14 protein-coding genes are annotated in these 16,295 nt (G+C 68.1%); 5 read left to right on the top strand and 9 right to left on the bottom strand.

The genetic code is table 11. The features are described 5' to 3' along the window. Window positions 1–51 precede the first annotated feature (51 nt). Complete coding sequence (locus tag ACLMAL_RS03190) at window positions 52–441, top strand: hypothetical protein (protein WP_411997688.1); 390 nt, start codon at window positions 52–54, stop codon at window positions 439–441. Here ACLMAL_RS03190 and ACLMAL_RS03185 read toward each other — a convergent pair. Further along, window positions 431–622, bottom strand: coding sequence for a hypothetical protein (locus ACLMAL_RS03185; RefSeq protein ID WP_411997907.1), 192 nt, complete (start codon window positions 620–622; stop codon window positions 431–433). The two genes, ACLMAL_RS03190 and ACLMAL_RS03185, sit on opposite strands and share 11 nt — an antisense overlap. Here ACLMAL_RS03185 and ACLMAL_RS03180 point away from each other — a divergent pair. From ACLMAL_RS03180 to ACLMAL_RS03170, 3 genes are all read left to right on the top strand, one after another. Further along, a complete protein-coding gene (locus ACLMAL_RS03180; RefSeq protein ID WP_411997889.1) occupies window positions 543–1,019 on the top strand; it encodes a DUF3558 domain-containing protein in 477 nt (158 codons plus the stop codon). The two genes, ACLMAL_RS03185 and ACLMAL_RS03180, sit on opposite strands and share 80 nt — an antisense overlap. Before the next feature lie 64 nt (window positions 1,020–1,083). After that, window positions 1,084–1,593 carry an N-acetyltransferase family protein gene (locus ACLMAL_RS03175; RefSeq protein ID WP_411997687.1) on the top strand — a complete coding sequence of 170 codons (510 nt, stop codon included), beginning with the start codon at window positions 1,084–1,086 and terminating at the stop codon, window positions 1,591–1,593. Window positions 1,594–1,773: 180 nt separating this feature from the next. After that, a complete protein-coding gene (locus ACLMAL_RS03170) occupies window positions 1,774–2,268 on the top strand; it encodes a GNAT family N-acetyltransferase (RefSeq protein WP_411997686.1) in 495 nt (164 codons plus the stop codon). A gap of 26 nt (window positions 2,269–2,294) precedes the next feature. On the opposite strand, the gene ACLMAL_RS03165 is transcribed toward ACLMAL_RS03170, so the two are convergent. Next, complete coding sequence (locus tag ACLMAL_RS03165) at window positions 2,295–3,050, bottom strand: AraC family transcriptional regulator (protein WP_411997685.1); 756 nt, start codon at window positions 3,048–3,050, stop codon at window positions 2,295–2,297. A gap of 80 nt (window positions 3,051–3,130) precedes the next feature. Between ACLMAL_RS03165 and ACLMAL_RS03160 the strand changes: the two genes are divergently transcribed. After that, complete coding sequence (locus ACLMAL_RS03160) at window positions 3,131–4,324, top strand: MFS transporter (protein ID WP_411997684.1); 1,194 nt, start codon at window positions 3,131–3,133, stop codon at window positions 4,322–4,324. A gap of 1 nt (window position 4,325) precedes the next feature. Here the strand turns inward: ACLMAL_RS03160 and ACLMAL_RS03155 are convergent, their stop codons facing one another. The 7 genes from ACLMAL_RS03155 to recC form a co-directional block, all read right to left on the bottom strand. Further along, a complete protein-coding gene (locus tag ACLMAL_RS03155) occupies window positions 4,326–4,598 on the bottom strand; it encodes an Ada metal-binding domain-containing protein (protein ID WP_411997683.1) in 273 nt (90 codons plus the stop codon). 14 nt (window positions 4,599–4,612) lie between these two features. Next, complete coding sequence (locus tag ACLMAL_RS03150; protein WP_411997682.1) at window positions 4,613–5,341, bottom strand: 2OG-Fe(II) oxygenase; 729 nt, start codon at window positions 5,339–5,341, stop codon at window positions 4,613–4,615. A 106-nt stretch (window positions 5,342–5,447) separates the two neighbouring features. Next, entirely contained in the window at window positions 5,448–6,059 is a 612-nt protein-coding gene (locus ACLMAL_RS03145; RefSeq protein WP_411997888.1) for a methylated-DNA--[protein]-cysteine S-methyltransferase, read from the bottom strand. Further along, window positions 6,059–6,532, bottom strand: a complete 474-nt coding sequence (locus ACLMAL_RS03140; RefSeq protein ID WP_406239516.1) for an RNA polymerase sigma factor — start codon at window positions 6,530–6,532, stop codon at window positions 6,059–6,061. The genes ACLMAL_RS03145 and ACLMAL_RS03140 overlap by 1 nt, the downstream gene beginning before the upstream one ends. A 79-nt stretch (window positions 6,533–6,611) precedes the next feature. Further along, window positions 6,612–8,525, bottom strand: a complete 1,914-nt coding sequence (gene recD / locus ACLMAL_RS03135) for an exodeoxyribonuclease V subunit alpha (protein WP_411997681.1) — start codon at window positions 8,523–8,525, stop codon at window positions 6,612–6,614. Between the two features lie 298 nt (window positions 8,526–8,823). Beyond that, window positions 8,824–12,240, bottom strand: a complete 3,417-nt coding sequence (locus ACLMAL_RS03130; protein WP_411997887.1) for a UvrD-helicase domain-containing protein — start codon at window positions 12,238–12,240, stop codon at window positions 8,824–8,826. A gap of 217 nt (window positions 12,241–12,457) precedes the next feature. Then, window positions 12,458–15,802 (bottom strand): exodeoxyribonuclease V subunit gamma, encoded by a 3,345-nt coding sequence (gene recC, locus ACLMAL_RS03125; protein ID WP_411997680.1) that lies wholly within the window; start codon window positions 15,800–15,802, stop codon window positions 12,458–12,460. Window positions 15,803–16,295 lie beyond the last annotated feature (493 nt).

Genomic DNA, 16,295 nt, shown 5'->3' with positions numbered 1-16,295 from the left:
GATCAGGTGCGTCTTATTGATCAGATGGAGCTAGTGGAAGGGGCGACCGCCATGGCTGCTGACAGTCCGTTCAGTGTGTACATCGAGGACGCGAAGACGGGGGCGCTGAAGGTGCGGATGGCGCCGCAGGCGTTCCTCGACATCGACAGAGCCTGCCGAGACCTGATCATCGACCTGTCCTCGGCCCAGAACGACGCGCGCGCACTCGGCGAGCGCGAGTACTGGGGTCTCGGCGAAGACAACCCTCGGCTGTGGTCGGCGATGGAGCTGGTCCAGCTATTTCGGGAGAAGGCATTCGGCGGGCCCAACAACGCCTATGACACCCTCGGGGACTACATCGCGGCCGCCACCGAGATCCAGACCCTGTTCACCACCATTCGCGAAGCCTTCGAGCGCACCGACGCCGAGTTCGCCAGGCAGATGCGTGAGATCACCACATGAGGCGCGGCGCCGGTAGCCGGTCGGCCGGTGTCGCGGCGGTCGCGCTCGTGGTGACCGTGCTCAGCGGATGCGGCGGTGAGCCACGGCCTTCGGCAACGTCGATAACCGCCAAACCGTCCTCGGCCGCGCTCGGCGCGCCGACGAGCGGATCGGGGCAGAGCACCTCCTTCGATCCGTGCACCGCACTGACACCGTCGTTCCTGGCATCCCATCAGTGGGACGCGCGTCCCCCTGCCACCAGACAGGAGAGCACCGGCGACACGCGCTGGAAGGGCTGCCTGTTCGTTGCACAGAGTGCCTACACATTCCGTGTGCAGACCACCAACGGCACCCTCGCTCAGGTTCGTGAAAAATTTTCCACCGCAACAGATTTGACCATCGCCGGCCGCCGAGCGCTGCGCTATGAAGCCCGCCCCGACGTGCCGGGCGGCTGCACGATCAACGTCGACATGAAGACCGGATCGCTCTACATCCTGGTGGACGACCCGCGCGGACTGCACCCACGCAAACTCTCCCCCTGCGCCGCCGCCACCGAGATCGCGGAAGCGGTTGTCCCACTCTTGCCGCCCGGAAGCTGATCGCGGCAGCGCATCCCTGTTCCCGATGGCTTGCCATGTCCCGGGGTCACTATCGTCGTCGAGCATGGCATCACTGTTTCTCCGCCCCGCGAAAACCGACGACGAACCGTTTCTCTGGAGCATGCTGTACGAGGCCTCGCACGCCGCGGAACAGGGCACACCCACCCCCGATGACCTGCGTGCGGTTCCGGAACTTGCCCGCTACGTCGAGAAGTGGGGCACCAAGGGCGATCTCGGCGTCGTCGGCGGCGCTTCGGCCGAGCAGCTGCAAGGGGCCGCATGGATTCGCCTGTTCGACAAGGAGAACGCCGGATACGGCTACGTCGCCGACGACATCCCCGAGCTCGCCATCGCCACCACCCCCGCCGCGCGCGGCACCGGCCTGGGCACCGCGCTGCTGGCCCGCCTCCTCGACAACACCCGCACCCGCTACGACGGCATGAGCCTCAGCGTCCGCGCCGACAACCCTGCCCGCCGCCTCTACACTCGCCTCGGCTTCGTCGAGGTGGCGGGCTCCGAGATCATCAACCGAGCGGGCACCACCAGCCTGGCGATGCTCCTACGCTTCCGCTGACCCGCGCTGCGTGGTCCGGGGGTCATGGCGTCGTACTCGCCTCGCGATCGAGCAAGCTGTCGAAATCTCGGAGTCGGACTTCCGACCCGACGTCAGCACACTCCGCGGTCACGGTCGTATCCAGCTGCGTCGTTGTAAACCTGTTGACTGCCTGCGGCGCGCCAGGGGAGCCTCGACACTGTGAACGAACTTCCGCCGTCCGTCACGCTCGAGGAGCTCAGCGAGGAAAACCTGCGACCGCTGCTCGACGCGGCGGTCGCCGATGCCGACCCGTTCGAGGTGATGGCGGCTGTCGACGGACCACCGGGATGGACACCGCAGCGCAGGCACGCGTTCGTCGAATTCCATCGCGGACGCGCCCTGCATCCCACCCGCCCGAGCGAACGGACCTTTGTCATCACGGTCGACGGCGAGGCGATCGGAGCTGCCCGGCTCGAACTCCGTGGGAACGACCTGGAGGCGGGAATCTGGATCGGCCGGTCGCACCGCGGCCGCGGAATCGGCAGCATTGTCACCGCGCAGCTACGCAGACTTGCCGCCGAGACCGGCGTGTGCCGTATCACGGCGACGACGACACCGGGCAATATCGCGGCCCGTCGACTCATCGACACCGGACTGCGAGCCCGGGTACACGTCGATGGCGACGCGGTCACCGGCATCTCCGACCTCACTTGACCATCAGCGGAATCCGAGCTGCGGCCTTACCACCGTTTCGGGTCTCGATCGGCGTGATAGGTCCCCGGTGTATGCCCGAGCATCCGGCGGTAGACATCGATGAACGCACTGGTCGACGCCCATCCGCAGCGATGGGCGACCGCCGTCACCGCGACTCCGTCGGCGAGCAGTTGCACCGCCCGATGCAAGCGCAGCTGGGTTCGCCATTGGGGGTAGGTCATGGCGAATTCGGTGCGGAACAACCGGGTGAGGGTTCGTTCGCCCGCACCGACCCGGGCACCCAAGTCGGCGAGTGGCCACACCACGGAGAGGTCGTCTTCGACCAGCGCGCAAGCTTTCCGGAGCCGCACATCGGCGGCGGCAGGCAAGCGGAGTTGTTGTTCGGGGCTGCGGCGCAGTTGGTCGAGCAGGACCTGCCGCAGCCGGGCCGCCTCCGCCCCGGGCAGCTGGCCGGAGGTCGAACAGGCGATGATGAGTTCGCGGACCAGCGGGAGTGCCGTGAGTACGGAAGGTGTTGCCCAGCACACCGATTCGTCGGAGGGGAAGCCGACACAGTGGAATCGGGTCGGCCCGTAGAAGTGGTGCTCGTGCCAGCACCCGGCGGGAATCCAGATCGCCCGATCGGCGGGGGCGATCCAGCAGCCTGCCTCGGTGCGTACCTCTGCCACCCCGGCACTCGGATACACGATTTGGTGCTCGGTGTGCCGGTGCCGCTCGATGCGTGATCCCCCGGGGAGGTCGTGGGCCACCGTAGTTCGATCGTCATGGCGGATTATCGACACAACTCGGCATTTTATCGGAAGCCAGCCATATCGCCTTTCCCTACGCTGACCATCGACAACGAGGGAAATGGTGGTCAGCGATGGTGCATACGCCGGTCGAAGCCGCATCCACCGTGCCGGTGGAATCGGCGTGGCAACGGATGCGGTACTGGGTGATCGCGCATGCGGTCGACGACTTCTATCAGGGACTGGTGCCTGCGAGCATCCCGTTCTTCGTACTGGAACGCGACTACAGCTACGTCCAGGCAGCCGGTCTTGCGCTCGCGGCGACATTGGGAAGCGCACTGCCGCAACCGATCCTCGGCCTGCTGGCCGATCGACGGCGGATCCTGTGGCTTGCGCCTGCCGGCATCGTGACCGCGGGCCTCGGTGCGGGACTCGCAGGCCTCGCACCCACCTATCCGCTGGTGTGGGCGTTACTCCTGCTCTCGGGGATCGGCGTCGCCGCATTCCATCCCGCGGCCGGGCGCGACGCGCGCCGCGACGCGGGGCACAGCGCGATGGCGATGAGCCTCTTCGCGGCCGGCGGCAGCGTCGGGTTCTTCCTGGCACCGGCCTTGGCGACGCCGGCGCTGGTCTCGCTCGGTGTCGGTGCCACCGCGCTCTTCATTCCGCCCGCGGTGTTGATGGGGTTCGTGCTGTGGCGCTACCAGCACCGTCGAACCCGAAACACCGTTAAGCAGCCCAGGATCGATGGTCACGACCGGTGGGTGCCGTTCTTTCTGCTCACCGGGGTCGAGTTGGTCCGGTCTGTCATCTATGCCGGGATGAACACCTTCATCGCGCTGTACTGGATCAACCACCTGGGTTCCTCGCACGCCCTCGGCGGCGCCGCCTTGGCCGCGTTCCTCGGCGGCGGTGTCGCCGGCACGCTATTCGGTGGACGCATCGCCGACCGTGTCGGAATGCTGCGCACCATCCGAATCGGCAGTGTCGCTGCCCTTCCCGCACTGGCCGCGCTCCGCCTGATTCCGAATGCCGAACTCGGACTCCTATTCGCCGTGCTTGCGGGCGTCACCGTCAATATTCCGTTTGCCGTGCTGGTCAAGCTCGGACAGGACTACCTGCCGACCCGCCCGGGAACCGCCGCCGGGGTCACCCTCGGGCTCGCGGTCAGTGCGGGCGGACTGTTCGTCCCAGTCCTCGGCGTCATCGCGGACAAGCAGGGCCCGGCAGCCGCGCTGACGACCCTGTGCGCCATTCCCGTCGCCGGGATCGTCCTCGGATTTCTACTTCCCCAACCCGCCGCGCCCGCAGCATCACCACGGAACTGATCTACCGGCCCCCGCGCTCGGCGGCTTTCCACACCGCGTATCGCTCCTTCATGCAGCTGGCGCAGGGGCGGTAGCCTGCGCCGATGGCAGTGACTTCGTCGGCGAAGAAGACGCGATGGGGGTGGTAATGGCCGCGGGTGAGAGCGCGCAGAGCGGAGGGACAGTCGAGACGGCCGTAGATCTTGGTGCGGCGGTGGCCGCCGAACCGGCCCGGTACCGCCGTGCGGTACGGGCGGCCGTCGGCGTCGATGAGCGTATACATCCGCTCGGACATGGTGTGGGACTCGACTATTCGGCGTCGTGCAGGACCAGGCCGAGGGTGTGGCGGATGCCGGTGCGGATACGACTGACGCCATGGCGCATAGGGGCTCTCGACCATCCTCGGGCGCTCGGGGTAGGGCGGTCGCGGGTAGTGAAGATCAAGCCGTGGCCCTGTTCCAGCACTGTGACAGTGCCTTTCGACTGGGCGCGCGGTCGCTGCTCGACGAGGAGGAACTCGCCTCCGGTGTGGTCGACGCGCGGGCGGTCCAGGCCGATCACCACCTGAAGCGGAAACACCAGATCGCCATAGAGGTCGCGGTGCAGGGCATTCCAGTCACCGCTGGTGTAGCGCAACAGGATCGGTGTCGGTCTGGTCTGTCCTGAAGCGTGGCAGGCGTCCAGCCAGTCCGCGAAGTCGTCCGGCCACGGTGCGTGGTCGCCGAGACGTGCCGCCCAGGTTCGGGCGATGGGCAATAGTTTGCGGTAGAAGGCCGCACGCAAGGCGGTGATCGGCTCCGGAACCGGGTGCGCGAAGTACCGGTAGGTGCCCTCGCCGAATCGATGGCGCGCCATATCGACGGTGGAGCGGAACCGGGCGCGCTCGTCCCACATCGATACGAACTCGGCGCATTCGCCGGGGGTGAGCAACGGTCCGGTCTGCGCGCTGCCATGCGCATCGATCTCGGCAGTGAGCTCGGCCCACTGTTGCGCGTCGACCCGATCGGACAGTGAAGCACTGGTTTTCGATGCAGTCATTGAATTCTCCTTCTTTCTGCACGACGCCCTTACGCGGTCCGTCGGGCTTCCGCCGGGCGACCGAACTCAGCACTGGCACAGACGTCCGAGGCCGACGCTCGACGACCTATGCTGCTTCGAGGCTGAGCAGGGTGTTCTTGGCTGCGGTGCCGCCGACGTACTGCCCGATGGTGCCGTCGCTGCGCACGACGCGGTGGCACGGGATGACCACCGGGAGGGGATTGTGCGCGCAGGCGGAGCCGACGGCCCGGACAGCGCGCGGGTTGCCGATGGCGGCGGCAACGGCGGCATAGCTTTCACGACGGCCGTAACCGATGTCTCGCAGGTGCTGGATGACCTGACGACGGAAGCCGCCGGTGAGCTGTAGGTCGAGCGTGAGGTCGAATTGTGTTCGGGCGCCGGTGAAGTACTCGTCGATCTCCCTTGCTGCGGCGTCGAGGCGCGTGGGTGCGGCGAGGACTCGTGGACTGACTCGCTCGGCGAGGGTAGCGAGGACGGTGTCGTGGTCCTCGTTCGGATAGGCGACGCGGACCAGGCCTGCGGGGGTAGCCGCGAGCAGCAGAGTGCCGACGGGTGTGTCGAGTGTGCGGTAGGCGACGTCGAGCAGGCCGGCGGACTGCGCCTCGGCCGCCAGGCGACGATGCAAGGCGGACAGGAGGTCGGCGCTGCCAGGGGTCAGCCCGTCGAAGAGGGGGTCCCCGCGGTCGATGGTGGCCATCATGATCGATCCTTCGGGTAGAGCTTGCGTAAGGATTTCAGCCCGTCGGCGGCGGCGCGGCGAGCTGCGTCGGTGGAATTGCCCAGCAGCTGGGCGATTTCGGCGTGCGGCAGGCCTGCCAGGTAGTGGTAGGCGACTGCTTGGCGCTGCTTGGTCGGCAGCGCCGCGAGTGCAGCCCACAGATCGGGGTCGTAACCGGCCGGGTCGGCGTTGGGGGCCGGACGCTCGGGCAGAGTGTCGGCCGGGACTGGCGCGCGGGTCAGCGCTCGCCCAACATCGATGGCGCGCCGATGCGCGACAGTGACCAGCCACGCCTCGATGTTCGTCTCCGGGTCGAGGTCAGGATAGGCACGCAATGCCGACAGGAAGGTCTCCGACCATGCGTCGGCGGCATCGGTCGGACCGAGGACCGCCCGGCACACGCGCAACACCATCGGGCCGTATTCGGCTACGACTTCCTCGAACGGAGGCAAACTCACACTGGGTAGACGGTGGCCGGCGGGAAAGCGTGAGATTCCGAGGTCAGGAGCTCACGGATGCCCCCGCGGCCGATCATGCGGGCACCACGGAACTGCGCGAGAGACCGCTGGCGCGCAGCACGCGGCGGGCGATACCGGCGCGAATGGAGTCGTCGGTGCCGATGATCCGCACGTGTTGGCGGGCCCTGGTCACGGCCGTGTACAGCAGTTCCCTGGTCAGCAGGGTGGATTCGGGTTCGGGCAGCACGACCGAGACCGTGTCGTACTGGCTGCCCTGGCTGCGGTGGATGGTCATGGCGAAGACCGTCACCACCGCCGGGAATTGCGTGGGGTGCACGAGGTAGGGCTCGCTGCCGCGTTGCAGTGCCGCGCGCAGGGAACCGTCGGGCATGCGGACGATCACACCGGTGTCGCCGTTGTAGATGCGAGCCTCGTGGTCGTTGGCGGTGACCAGCAGGGGCTGCCCGGGATACCAGGGAGCCTGATAGGTGTCGGGACCCGCGCCGCCCCCGGCTGCCCATTCGGCGGCCATGCGGTCCCAGCGTTCGACACCGAACGGGCCTTGTCGGTGCGCGCACAGGAGTCGATGGGATTCGAGGGCCTGCAGTGCGCCCGCCGCGTCACCGTCGAGTGCGGCCGCGGTGACCTCTCGTGCGGCCCGGACTATATCGGCGCGGACCGCCGCCGTGTTGTCGGGTGCACTCAGCGAGAGTTCCCGGCCGCCCGCACGCAACAACTCGAGCGCTGTGTCGGCGTCGCCCGCGCGGATCGCGACGGCGAGTTCGGCGATCTTGCCACCGAAGCGGCGACCACGGGTCAGGCGCACGATGCCGCCCTGCAGCCGGGTTAGCTCCAGGCTGGTCAGCGCTTCCGGATTATCCTCGGCCGCAGTAGATTCCAGCGAATCCGCGCCGAGAACCGTGTCCAGTACCGGATTCGGTTCGCCGACAACGGGTCCCGCCACCAGGTCGGCGAGGACGGCGCCCGCATCGACCGAGGCGAGCTGATCCGGGTCGCCCACCAGCACCAGCCTGGTATCCGGGCGCAGCGCGGCAAGCAGTCTGCTCATCATCGTCAGTGACACCATCGAGGTCTCGTCGACGACGATCACGTCGTAGGGCAGCCGGTTGAATTCGTGAAACCGGAACCTGGTGGTGCGGCCGCGCTGCCAGCCCAGCAGCCGGTGCAGGGTGGCGGCGGTGAGTTCCGGCAGGTCGAGCGCGTCGGCCTGCTCGCGCACCGCTTCCTGCAGGCGCGCAGCCGCTTTGCCGGTGGGTGCTGCCATGGCGATCCGGAGCGCGGGCAGTTTCGGATTCGCCTGCTGATGTGCATCGAGCAACGCCAGGATCCTGGCGATGGTGTGGGTCTTGCCGGTGCCGGGCCCGCCCGCGACCACGGTCGTCCAGTGCGTCGCGGCGAGCGCAGCGGCCAACCGCTGCCGGTCCGGGGCCGCACCGACCGACAGTTCGAAGAGTCGGTCCAGCTCACGCCGCACGATGGTCGGATCGACGACCGGATGATCACTCGAACGCTCGGTGAGCACCCGCCGAATGGTCTGCTCCTGCTGGTAATACCGGTCCAGGTACAACAGCGGACCCGCATCGCTGCTGCGCTGCGCGTCGACAAGCCGCAAGGGCTGCAACGGACCCGCCGGTCCACCGCACACCAGCGGACTCACCCGCAACGCCGCGACAACGGAATCGATCTCCGGCCACGGCAACGTCGCGGGATCGACACCTGCTCCGGCATCCCAGGTTTCGTCGGCATCCACGCCGATCTCCCGCATCCGATGCAACTCCAGACACACCGACCCGGACCGCACCGCCCGCACCGCGAGCGCCGCTGCGAACAACACCTCCTCCGACGACTCCCGCCCCATCCGTCCCAACCGCAGCGCCACGTGCACGTCGGCCGCCGAAAGCACCCCCGCTTCATTGAAGGTCCGCAACAACCCGGTCCCCCGCTGCGCCAACTGAATCGATGTCATCGCCCCGCCTTCCCCTTCGACATCACCGGGCGGTCGCACTCAGTGCGCAATACCGCCGACGAATCCGTACACGGAGCATCCACCTGCGCAGGTACGACAGCCGCACACATCTGCACCGCGCCTACCCACACGAAGTGGCCGCGCGCCCATTGAATCGCCATCTGCGAATTCGCCCGCGGGACAGCCACTTGCGTAGAGGACGGGGTGGGCGGCGCCGAGCGGTCGCGCTCCTCGCAACCGGTCACCCACGAATTGGCGGATGCCGAGTCCCATCGCGTGCAATGGACGGTAGTCGCCCTCATCGGTCGGACTCGCCGGCGAGCAGAGCGGAGAGGGCGATGATCAGTTCGGTCGGTGGGTTCCAGTCGAAGACGCCGCAACCCGAGGGGGTTTCGGGGCCGATCATGCCGCGGACAAAGAGGTAGCGGGCGCCGCCGAGATGGTGGACCGGGTCGTAGGTGGGCAAGCGCCAGCGTAGGTAGCGGTGCAGCGCTGCCGAATAGAGCAGCGCCTGCAGGGGGTAGTGGGAGCGCAGCATTTCCGCGGCCATCCGGTCGTGGGTGTAATGATCGACGGTGAGGTCGCCGGAGCCGAGGCGGTTGGTTTTGTAGTCGACGATGATGAATCGCGGTTCGGCGCCAGGTGATTCGGTGACGCGCAGCACAGCGTCGATGCTGCCGGTGAGGTAGCCGCGCAGGGGGACGTCGTCCAGGGCTGCCAATTGGTCTGCGTAGGAAGCGAAGTCGTCATCGGACGGAAGGTGCTCACGCAGCAGGTCGGCGATGCGACCCAGCGTAGCCGCGTGCACGCCGGGGGCGTCGCCGCCGGACAAGGGAAGCTCGAATTCGAGCTCGTTCAGCTTGTCTGGTCCGGAGATGTCGGCAAGACAACCGAATCCGAGTGGCGTGCGCAGCACCGCCAGCAATGCGATACCCAGGACTTCGGGATCCGCCTCTGCCATAAATTCCTCGGTCGCCGCGCGGCAGCGACTGTGCACCTCGGTGGCCAGGTCAGCCGCGTCGGTATCGATCAGCTCGAGTACGCCGTGCACGAGGGTGCCGAACTCTGCTCCGTAGGGCAGGGCGTTCATCAGCGACGCGACCCCCGCTACCGGCGGGTCGGTCTCCTCCAGCACCGGTGCGCTCGGTTCGTCGGCCGGACCTCGCTCGTCCTCGGGTTCGGACTCGGCGACAGCCGCATCGTGGGCGCCTGCGGTCAACGCCGAGTACGAGGTGCGCCGCCATTGCTGATCCATAACGCGGGAGAACTGCGCGGCCGCAAGCGCTCCGGTCGCGGATTCGCTGCGCACCCGCCGGATCTCGACGGCGTCGGATCCTTCGACACCCGTCACCGAAATCGCCGCTGCCGAGCCCGCCCCCCATGCCGAAAGCAGTTGTACCGCAGCAGCATCCGCGGGCACGGCGGCGCGGCCGGGAACAATATCGCCGCCGTCGGGGCGGCCGAGGATCATCCGGTGCAACGGCGAAGCCGCCGTGGTGATCGCCGGAGCCCACCAGGTGACGATCTGGCACATCGCCCGGGTGAGGGCGACATACAGCAGGCGCAGTTCCTCACCCGCTTCCTCGGTCTCACTGCGCAGCTTGCGTTCGGCGTACCCGGCGGCGTCCTGGCCGCCGACATCCAGCACGCGGGCACCGTGGTCGTCGTGATACAGCAGGGTCGCCGGATAAGGGTTCTTCGCGTTGTCCCACGCGAAGGGCAGGTAGACGATAGGGAATTCGAGGCCCTTGCTTGCATGCACCGTGGCGATCTGCACCGCCGCCGCATCCCGATCGAGCCTGCGGCTGCGATCGGCCACCGACCCGGACGCGGGATCGCGCACCCGGTCGGCAAGCCAGCGGGTCAGCGCTGTCAACCCGAGACCTTCGGTCAACGCCACCTGATCGAGCAACTGCGCGATGTGCCGCAGATCGGTCAGCTGCCGCTCGCCGTTCTCGATCGTCAGCAGTCGCGGTGCCAGATTCGCTTCCGCGGACAGCTTCTCGAACACCGCTGCGAAACCGGCCCGCACGAACAACCGAGCAGACTCACGCAGCTGTGAACTGATCCGCCCCACCAGATCGGCACCGCCGCTGTCGATTTCGACGGCAGTAATCCCGAGCAGAGGTGTGCACGCGGCCAACCGCACCCGATCGGACCGGTGCGGCTGTTCGAGCGCACGCAGCAACCAGAGCCAATCGGTGGCGCTGCTCGTCGCGAACACACTGGTGCCGCCTGCGAGAACGGAAGCGACTCCCACACGATCCAGAGCCGCCCGCACCACATCGATCTGAGACCTGGTGCGCACCAGCACCGCAATGTCGCCGGGCCCGATCGGCCTGCGCACCACACCTGGAACGTCGACCGCGCCATCCGAGGTGATGCCAGCGGCGGCGCTCGGTTCGACCGTGGCACTCGCGCCGCGCGAGTTGGCCGCGGCTGGTGGTCCTGCCTGCACTTCGACCAGGACCCCCGATTCCAGCAGCCCGACGATGTCGGCTGCCAAGTCTTCGGCGACCTTGGCACGCATGCGGCCGACGGCAGGGAAGCCCGACTTGTTCAGTGGCCCTGCACCGGTGCGGGGCAAACAGCGCAGACGCAGCGGTGTGATGAGATCTCCGGGGCCCGACAGCCGGGACCACGGTCGGGTGGCGGCCACCGGGTAGACGGCGATTTCCTTGTGGCCCAACGCCGCTCCGCCGTGCAGGTGATCGAGGGCCGCCAGTAGGCCTGCGTCGCTGCGCCAGTTGGTGGTGAGTTCTTTACGGGTGTCGGCGTGTTGAACGGCGTCGAGATAGCTGAGCACCTCCGCGCCACGGAAAGCGTAGATGGCCTGTTTGGGGTCGCCGACCAGAACCAGGGTCGAGTGGCCGTGGAAGGCGAGGCGAAGGATGTCCCATTGCAGCGGGTCGGTGTCCTGGAACTCGTCGACGAGGGCAACTCGATAGCGATTGCGAATGCGGCGGCAGGCGCGCGGACCGTGCGTGGGATCGGCGAGGACGTCGTGCAGCAGCACCAGTAGATCGTCGAAATCGCGCAGACCGGCCAGGCGCTTTCGGCGTTCGGTCTCGGCGCGGACAGCGGTCGCGAAGCCGACCCGCTCCCCCGCGGCGCCGTCGCCCTTCGGGACGAGCACCGCGTGCCGGTCGCCGACGGCGGCCAGCGCCAGCGTGTGCGCCTCCTTCAAGGAGAACGGCGGTTCGGCGCGGGCGTACCGGTTCAGGAACAGATCGTCGGCGACGGTCCCCACCAGGTCGTCGACGGTCTCCACCAGACGCGAACCGGGGTCGTGCTCACCGGCCAACCCGAGCTCGTCCAGCATGCGCTGGCAGAAGCTGTGTGTCGTGGCGATGGTCCCCGCATCGAAATCCGAGAGCGCCGTGAGCAATCGATTGCGACGTATGCCCACCTCACTCGAATCCGCCTGGGCAACAAGGCGAATCAGCTCATCGGAGTGCGTCCGCGCCCGCTCCGGATCGGCCAGCGCCGCGGCAACCGCCACGAACCGATCCCGGGTGCGTTCCCGAAGCTCCTGCGTCGCAGCCCGACTGAACGTCACCAGCAACAGCTGCGAGACATCGATCCCGGCCTCCGCCACATACCGCACCGCGAGACCGACAATCGCGTGTGTCTTACCGGTCCCCGCACTCGCCTCCAACACCGTGGTACCGGTCGGCAACGGCCCATTCGGATCGAACCGGTCGGCTGCCGCCATCTCCGGGATGGCGAACGCCGTGTCCTGAACGGTCACGCCCACCACCCACTTCCGCTGTCCGACAACGACCCCGACGGTCGCGTATCCGAACCCCGGCTACCACCCGGCCACCCAGGACTCGCCACCATCGTCACCCGCCCGGCCCCGCTCCCCCGACATGCCACGCCGACAACCCCGGAAACCATGCCACCCCAAGATGCGAAACGAGGACCGGCGGTCACGGCTGGCCCTGGCTTTCGGCGGCCAGCAGCGGTGCCCACATACGGCGGGCCAGGGCACCGAAGCGGGTGATTTCGCCGGGTTCGCCGGGAGGTTCGGGGGCTTCGGTGAGGTGTTCGAGGCGGGGGGCGGGTCCCCAGACATAGCGGAGGTGGCGGTCGGTGTGGTCGCCGAAGGGGCCCGGACCGTTGGGGCCGCCGTTGAATTCGCGTTCGGCGGCGGCACAGGCTTCCTCGACGGTGGAGCCGCGGAAGCGGCGGTCGGCGTAGGCGGCGGTGGCTCCCGGGACGATCGGGAGAGGTTCGGTGAGGCCGGCGTCGCGCAGTTTCACCAGTTCCCGCAGCACCGTCAGCGCGGCAGGCGCGTCGGGGGCGGTGAGCACGGAACGCCATGCGGGGCGGCCGAATTGGCTGCGGCCGGTGGTCACCGCGCGCCACGAGCGGTCCTCGGTGACCGCCAGTGCCAGCAGCGACACCCATGCAGCGATGCGGTGTTTCGGTGCGAGCCGGGAGAACGTGGTGCGGACCAGGGTTTCGCCACGCACCTCCGGCACTGTCCCGGTGAGCCTGCGGCCGTTGCCGAGATCGATCGCGATGTCGACAGCGCGCGCCGATCCCTGATATTCGGGCAGCGATGCGCGGACCAGTTTGTCGACGGTGTTCTCGACCTCGTCGAGAACGGCGGCGCCGAAACCGAACGGTGGCAGCGTACCGCGCCGCCACTCCGCAGCACGAAGACCGGCCGGATCCGCGCCGGTCAGCCGGGCGGCAAGCAGGCGTTCGCCCAGTTCCCATTTCGCGAGTCCGTCGAGTTCGATGGGCAGCCGATCGGCGATGTCCTCATCGTGCTCGGGCACGCGCAGGCCCAGACGCTGCCACAGGAACGCGCGGATCGGGTGTTCGACGAACGAAATCAGGTCCGCGAGTGCGACATCGGTGAAATCGACCGCAGGCAGCGGTCCGGCGAGGAACGCCGGGCGCGGCTGCGCGGCACCGCCTGCGGCCTGCGCGCCGGCCAAGGCGACCGTGTCGAAGCTGAAAGGCTGCTCCGCCAGAAAGTTACGTCGATCGAAGGCCTGCAGTGGATGCCGGGTCACCACTGACGACATGCCGTCGGCGCCGACATACACCCGAATCGCGTCGAGCAGTTCGGCAACCGGAATCGCGGGGGGCCGGTGCGCACCGGTAACCGGGTCGGCGCCGGTGTGGAACACCAGCAACCGCTCGCGTGCCGCCATGATCGCGTCCAACAGCAGCTGCCGGTCTTCGCTGCGCGGATCCCGTTCGCCGAGTAGTGGATTACGGGCAAGCACGTCGTCGCCGTCGACGCCGCTGGTCCGCGGGAACACCTCATCGTCCAAGCCGAGCAGCACCACAACGCGGTGCGGGACCGACCGCATCGGCACCAAGGTGCAGACCGTCAGCTCGCCGGTGCGGAAATTGGCACGCGTCGGCCGGGCCGCGAGCCGTCCGGCCAGCAGCACGCCGATATCGGCCAGCCGCAGCGGCACACCGCCGGCATGCTCGGTGGCGGCGGCCAGCTCGCGACGCGCCTCGGTACGCACCCACGCCTGGCTGTCGGGCACATCGGTGAGCAGGTCGAGGCAGCGACCGAGCACCGACGCCCATTCGTGGGCGGGTCGAGGCCCGCGCAGGTCGCGCAGACAGACGGCGAGCCGGTCGATGAATTCCGCGAACCGGCCCGCGAGATCGACGTCGTTGCTGTCCACGTCGTCCAGCGGCAGCGCCAGATCCAGCCAGTCCTCCGATGATTCGTCTGCGGTGACGCCGAGCAGGATCCGGTCCACCGCGCTGTTGAGGGTGTTCTGCGCGAAGTCGGCAAGCCCGAACGCCTGCCGCTGCCGCTGCCCGATCCCCCACCGCGCTCCCGATTCCGCCGCCCACTCGCGCAACCGCTCGATATCATCGTCGTCGAATCCGCAGCGGCGCCGGACGGTTTCGGAGGCGGCCAAGTCCAGCACCTGAGTCACCGTCACCCGCCCGTCGGCCAGTTCGAGCAGCACCCCGATCACCGCGAGCAGCGGATTGGTGACCCCGCGCCCGCGATCGGCGAGCCGCACCCGCAACCGGTGCGCTGGATGTGCCGAATCCGCAACCGCCTCACCCGAACCCGACGTCCGCTGCCCGAACGCGGCCCGAACCAATGGCGCATACGCCTCGACTTCGGGGCACATGATCAGCACGTCGCGCGGCTCCAAGGTGGGATCGGACGCGAACACCCCGAGCAAGCATTCCCGCAGTACCTCCACCTGACGTGCGGGGCCGTGGCACGCATGCACCTGGATGCTGCCGTCGCCGGTGACACCGAGACCCGAGGTCGGTGGCCAGACATCATCACGAATCCCGGCCTGCATCGCACTCAATAATGTCAGTGGTGCGGTGTCCTCCGGGTGGTGGACATCGGTGGCGACGACGCCGGCCACCCGCTGCTGGAGTTCACGCACGTCGCGTGCGAGCCCCGCCAGCAGCGGATGCCGAGTGACCGTCGCGCCGACATCGTCGACGCGGGCAACGGCAGCCGGCCGCCCGGCCAGTTGCGACCACATGGCCGGACTGGGGTGGGCCAGCCACAGATGAATGTCGCGCCCGGCGGCCAGTGCCGATAGCACGGCGAGCTGATCGCTCGGCAACCTGGTCACGCCGAACAGCGACAGCCGGACCGGAAGATCGACCAGTTCGGGCTGCGCACGCAACCGGTCGCACGCGGCCGCAAGACGCTCGGCGGGGCTGAGCGCACCGACCTCGGCCCGCAGCCGACGCCACAGCGCCGGCTGCCACACCAGATCGTCGGGCACCGGATCGCCGGCGCCGTCGGTGTCGGCACCCGCCGCCCACTCCGTGATGAGCGCCGGGCGCTGTGCGGCGTAACTGTCGAACAGCGCGGCCAAGTGCGCGGCGGTGGCGTAGCGGCGACCCACGCGATGTTCGCCTCCGACGGGATCGTTGGCACCCAGGTGCCGGGCAAGCACCGCCGACCACGGCTCGGACAGCGACGCGTCGATCACCCGCAGCAACGTCCACACCACACGCTCGGACGCCCACGGATCGTCCTCGGGTCGCACTCCGCTCGCTGCGGCAAGCGACGCGGCGACCAGCGCGGCAGGCGACGGGAATTCGATATTCGCCGCGACACCATCGGTCCGCGCCGATCCGCCGACGCCGAGCACCGTCGACAACCGCTGTGTCAGCCAGCGCTCCACCCCTTTGGCGGGCACCGCGACCACCTCCGCGGCGAACGGATCGGGCAGCGGCACGGCCAGCATCGCAGCCAGCGAATCCGCCAGGGCGTCGGAGCGCTCGGCACGGTGGATGTGCAGCGGCATCTGCGCCCTCTCGTCGGGTCCGGATTCTGTGTCGAAACGCCTCGGGCTTCGTGCACGTTTATACGCCCAGCGATCGGTACGCAATTTCGGCACCCCAGTGGCCCGAGAGTGAAATAAGCCACACACGAACGATTTACTTCGTCGTGTCACCTCGGATCGAGTGCCTCGATGTGCAACAGTGCTCAACCGGGGAGGAACGGGAGACTGCACGAAAGGCTGGTTCGCGTTTCATGGTTGCGATGGTGATTCCCCTTGTTCCGAGAGGCGGGTTCACAGTCCGCCGAGTCGGAGACAGATGGGAGCTGGTCAACTCGCGCTCATATGGCCGCACCTGTGTCTTACATTCCTGGCCACGCGATAGTCACTCCGAGGCCTTTGCGCACTGCTACCGGCTCAACGGACGAACCGTCGAGGAATTGCGCGCAGCTTTCCGCTGATCGACCCGCTGCGAAAGACACTGCAAGGCAAGCGCGCAACGTTCGCAGTAGCACAG

This window comes from Nocardia sp. CWNU-33 (assembly GCF_046764895.1).
Classification (GTDB): domain Bacteria; phylum Actinomycetota; class Actinomycetes; order Mycobacteriales; family Mycobacteriaceae; genus Nocardia.
Note: the sequence above shows the minus strand (reverse complement) of the source record. Positions and strands in the feature narration are given on the sequence as shown.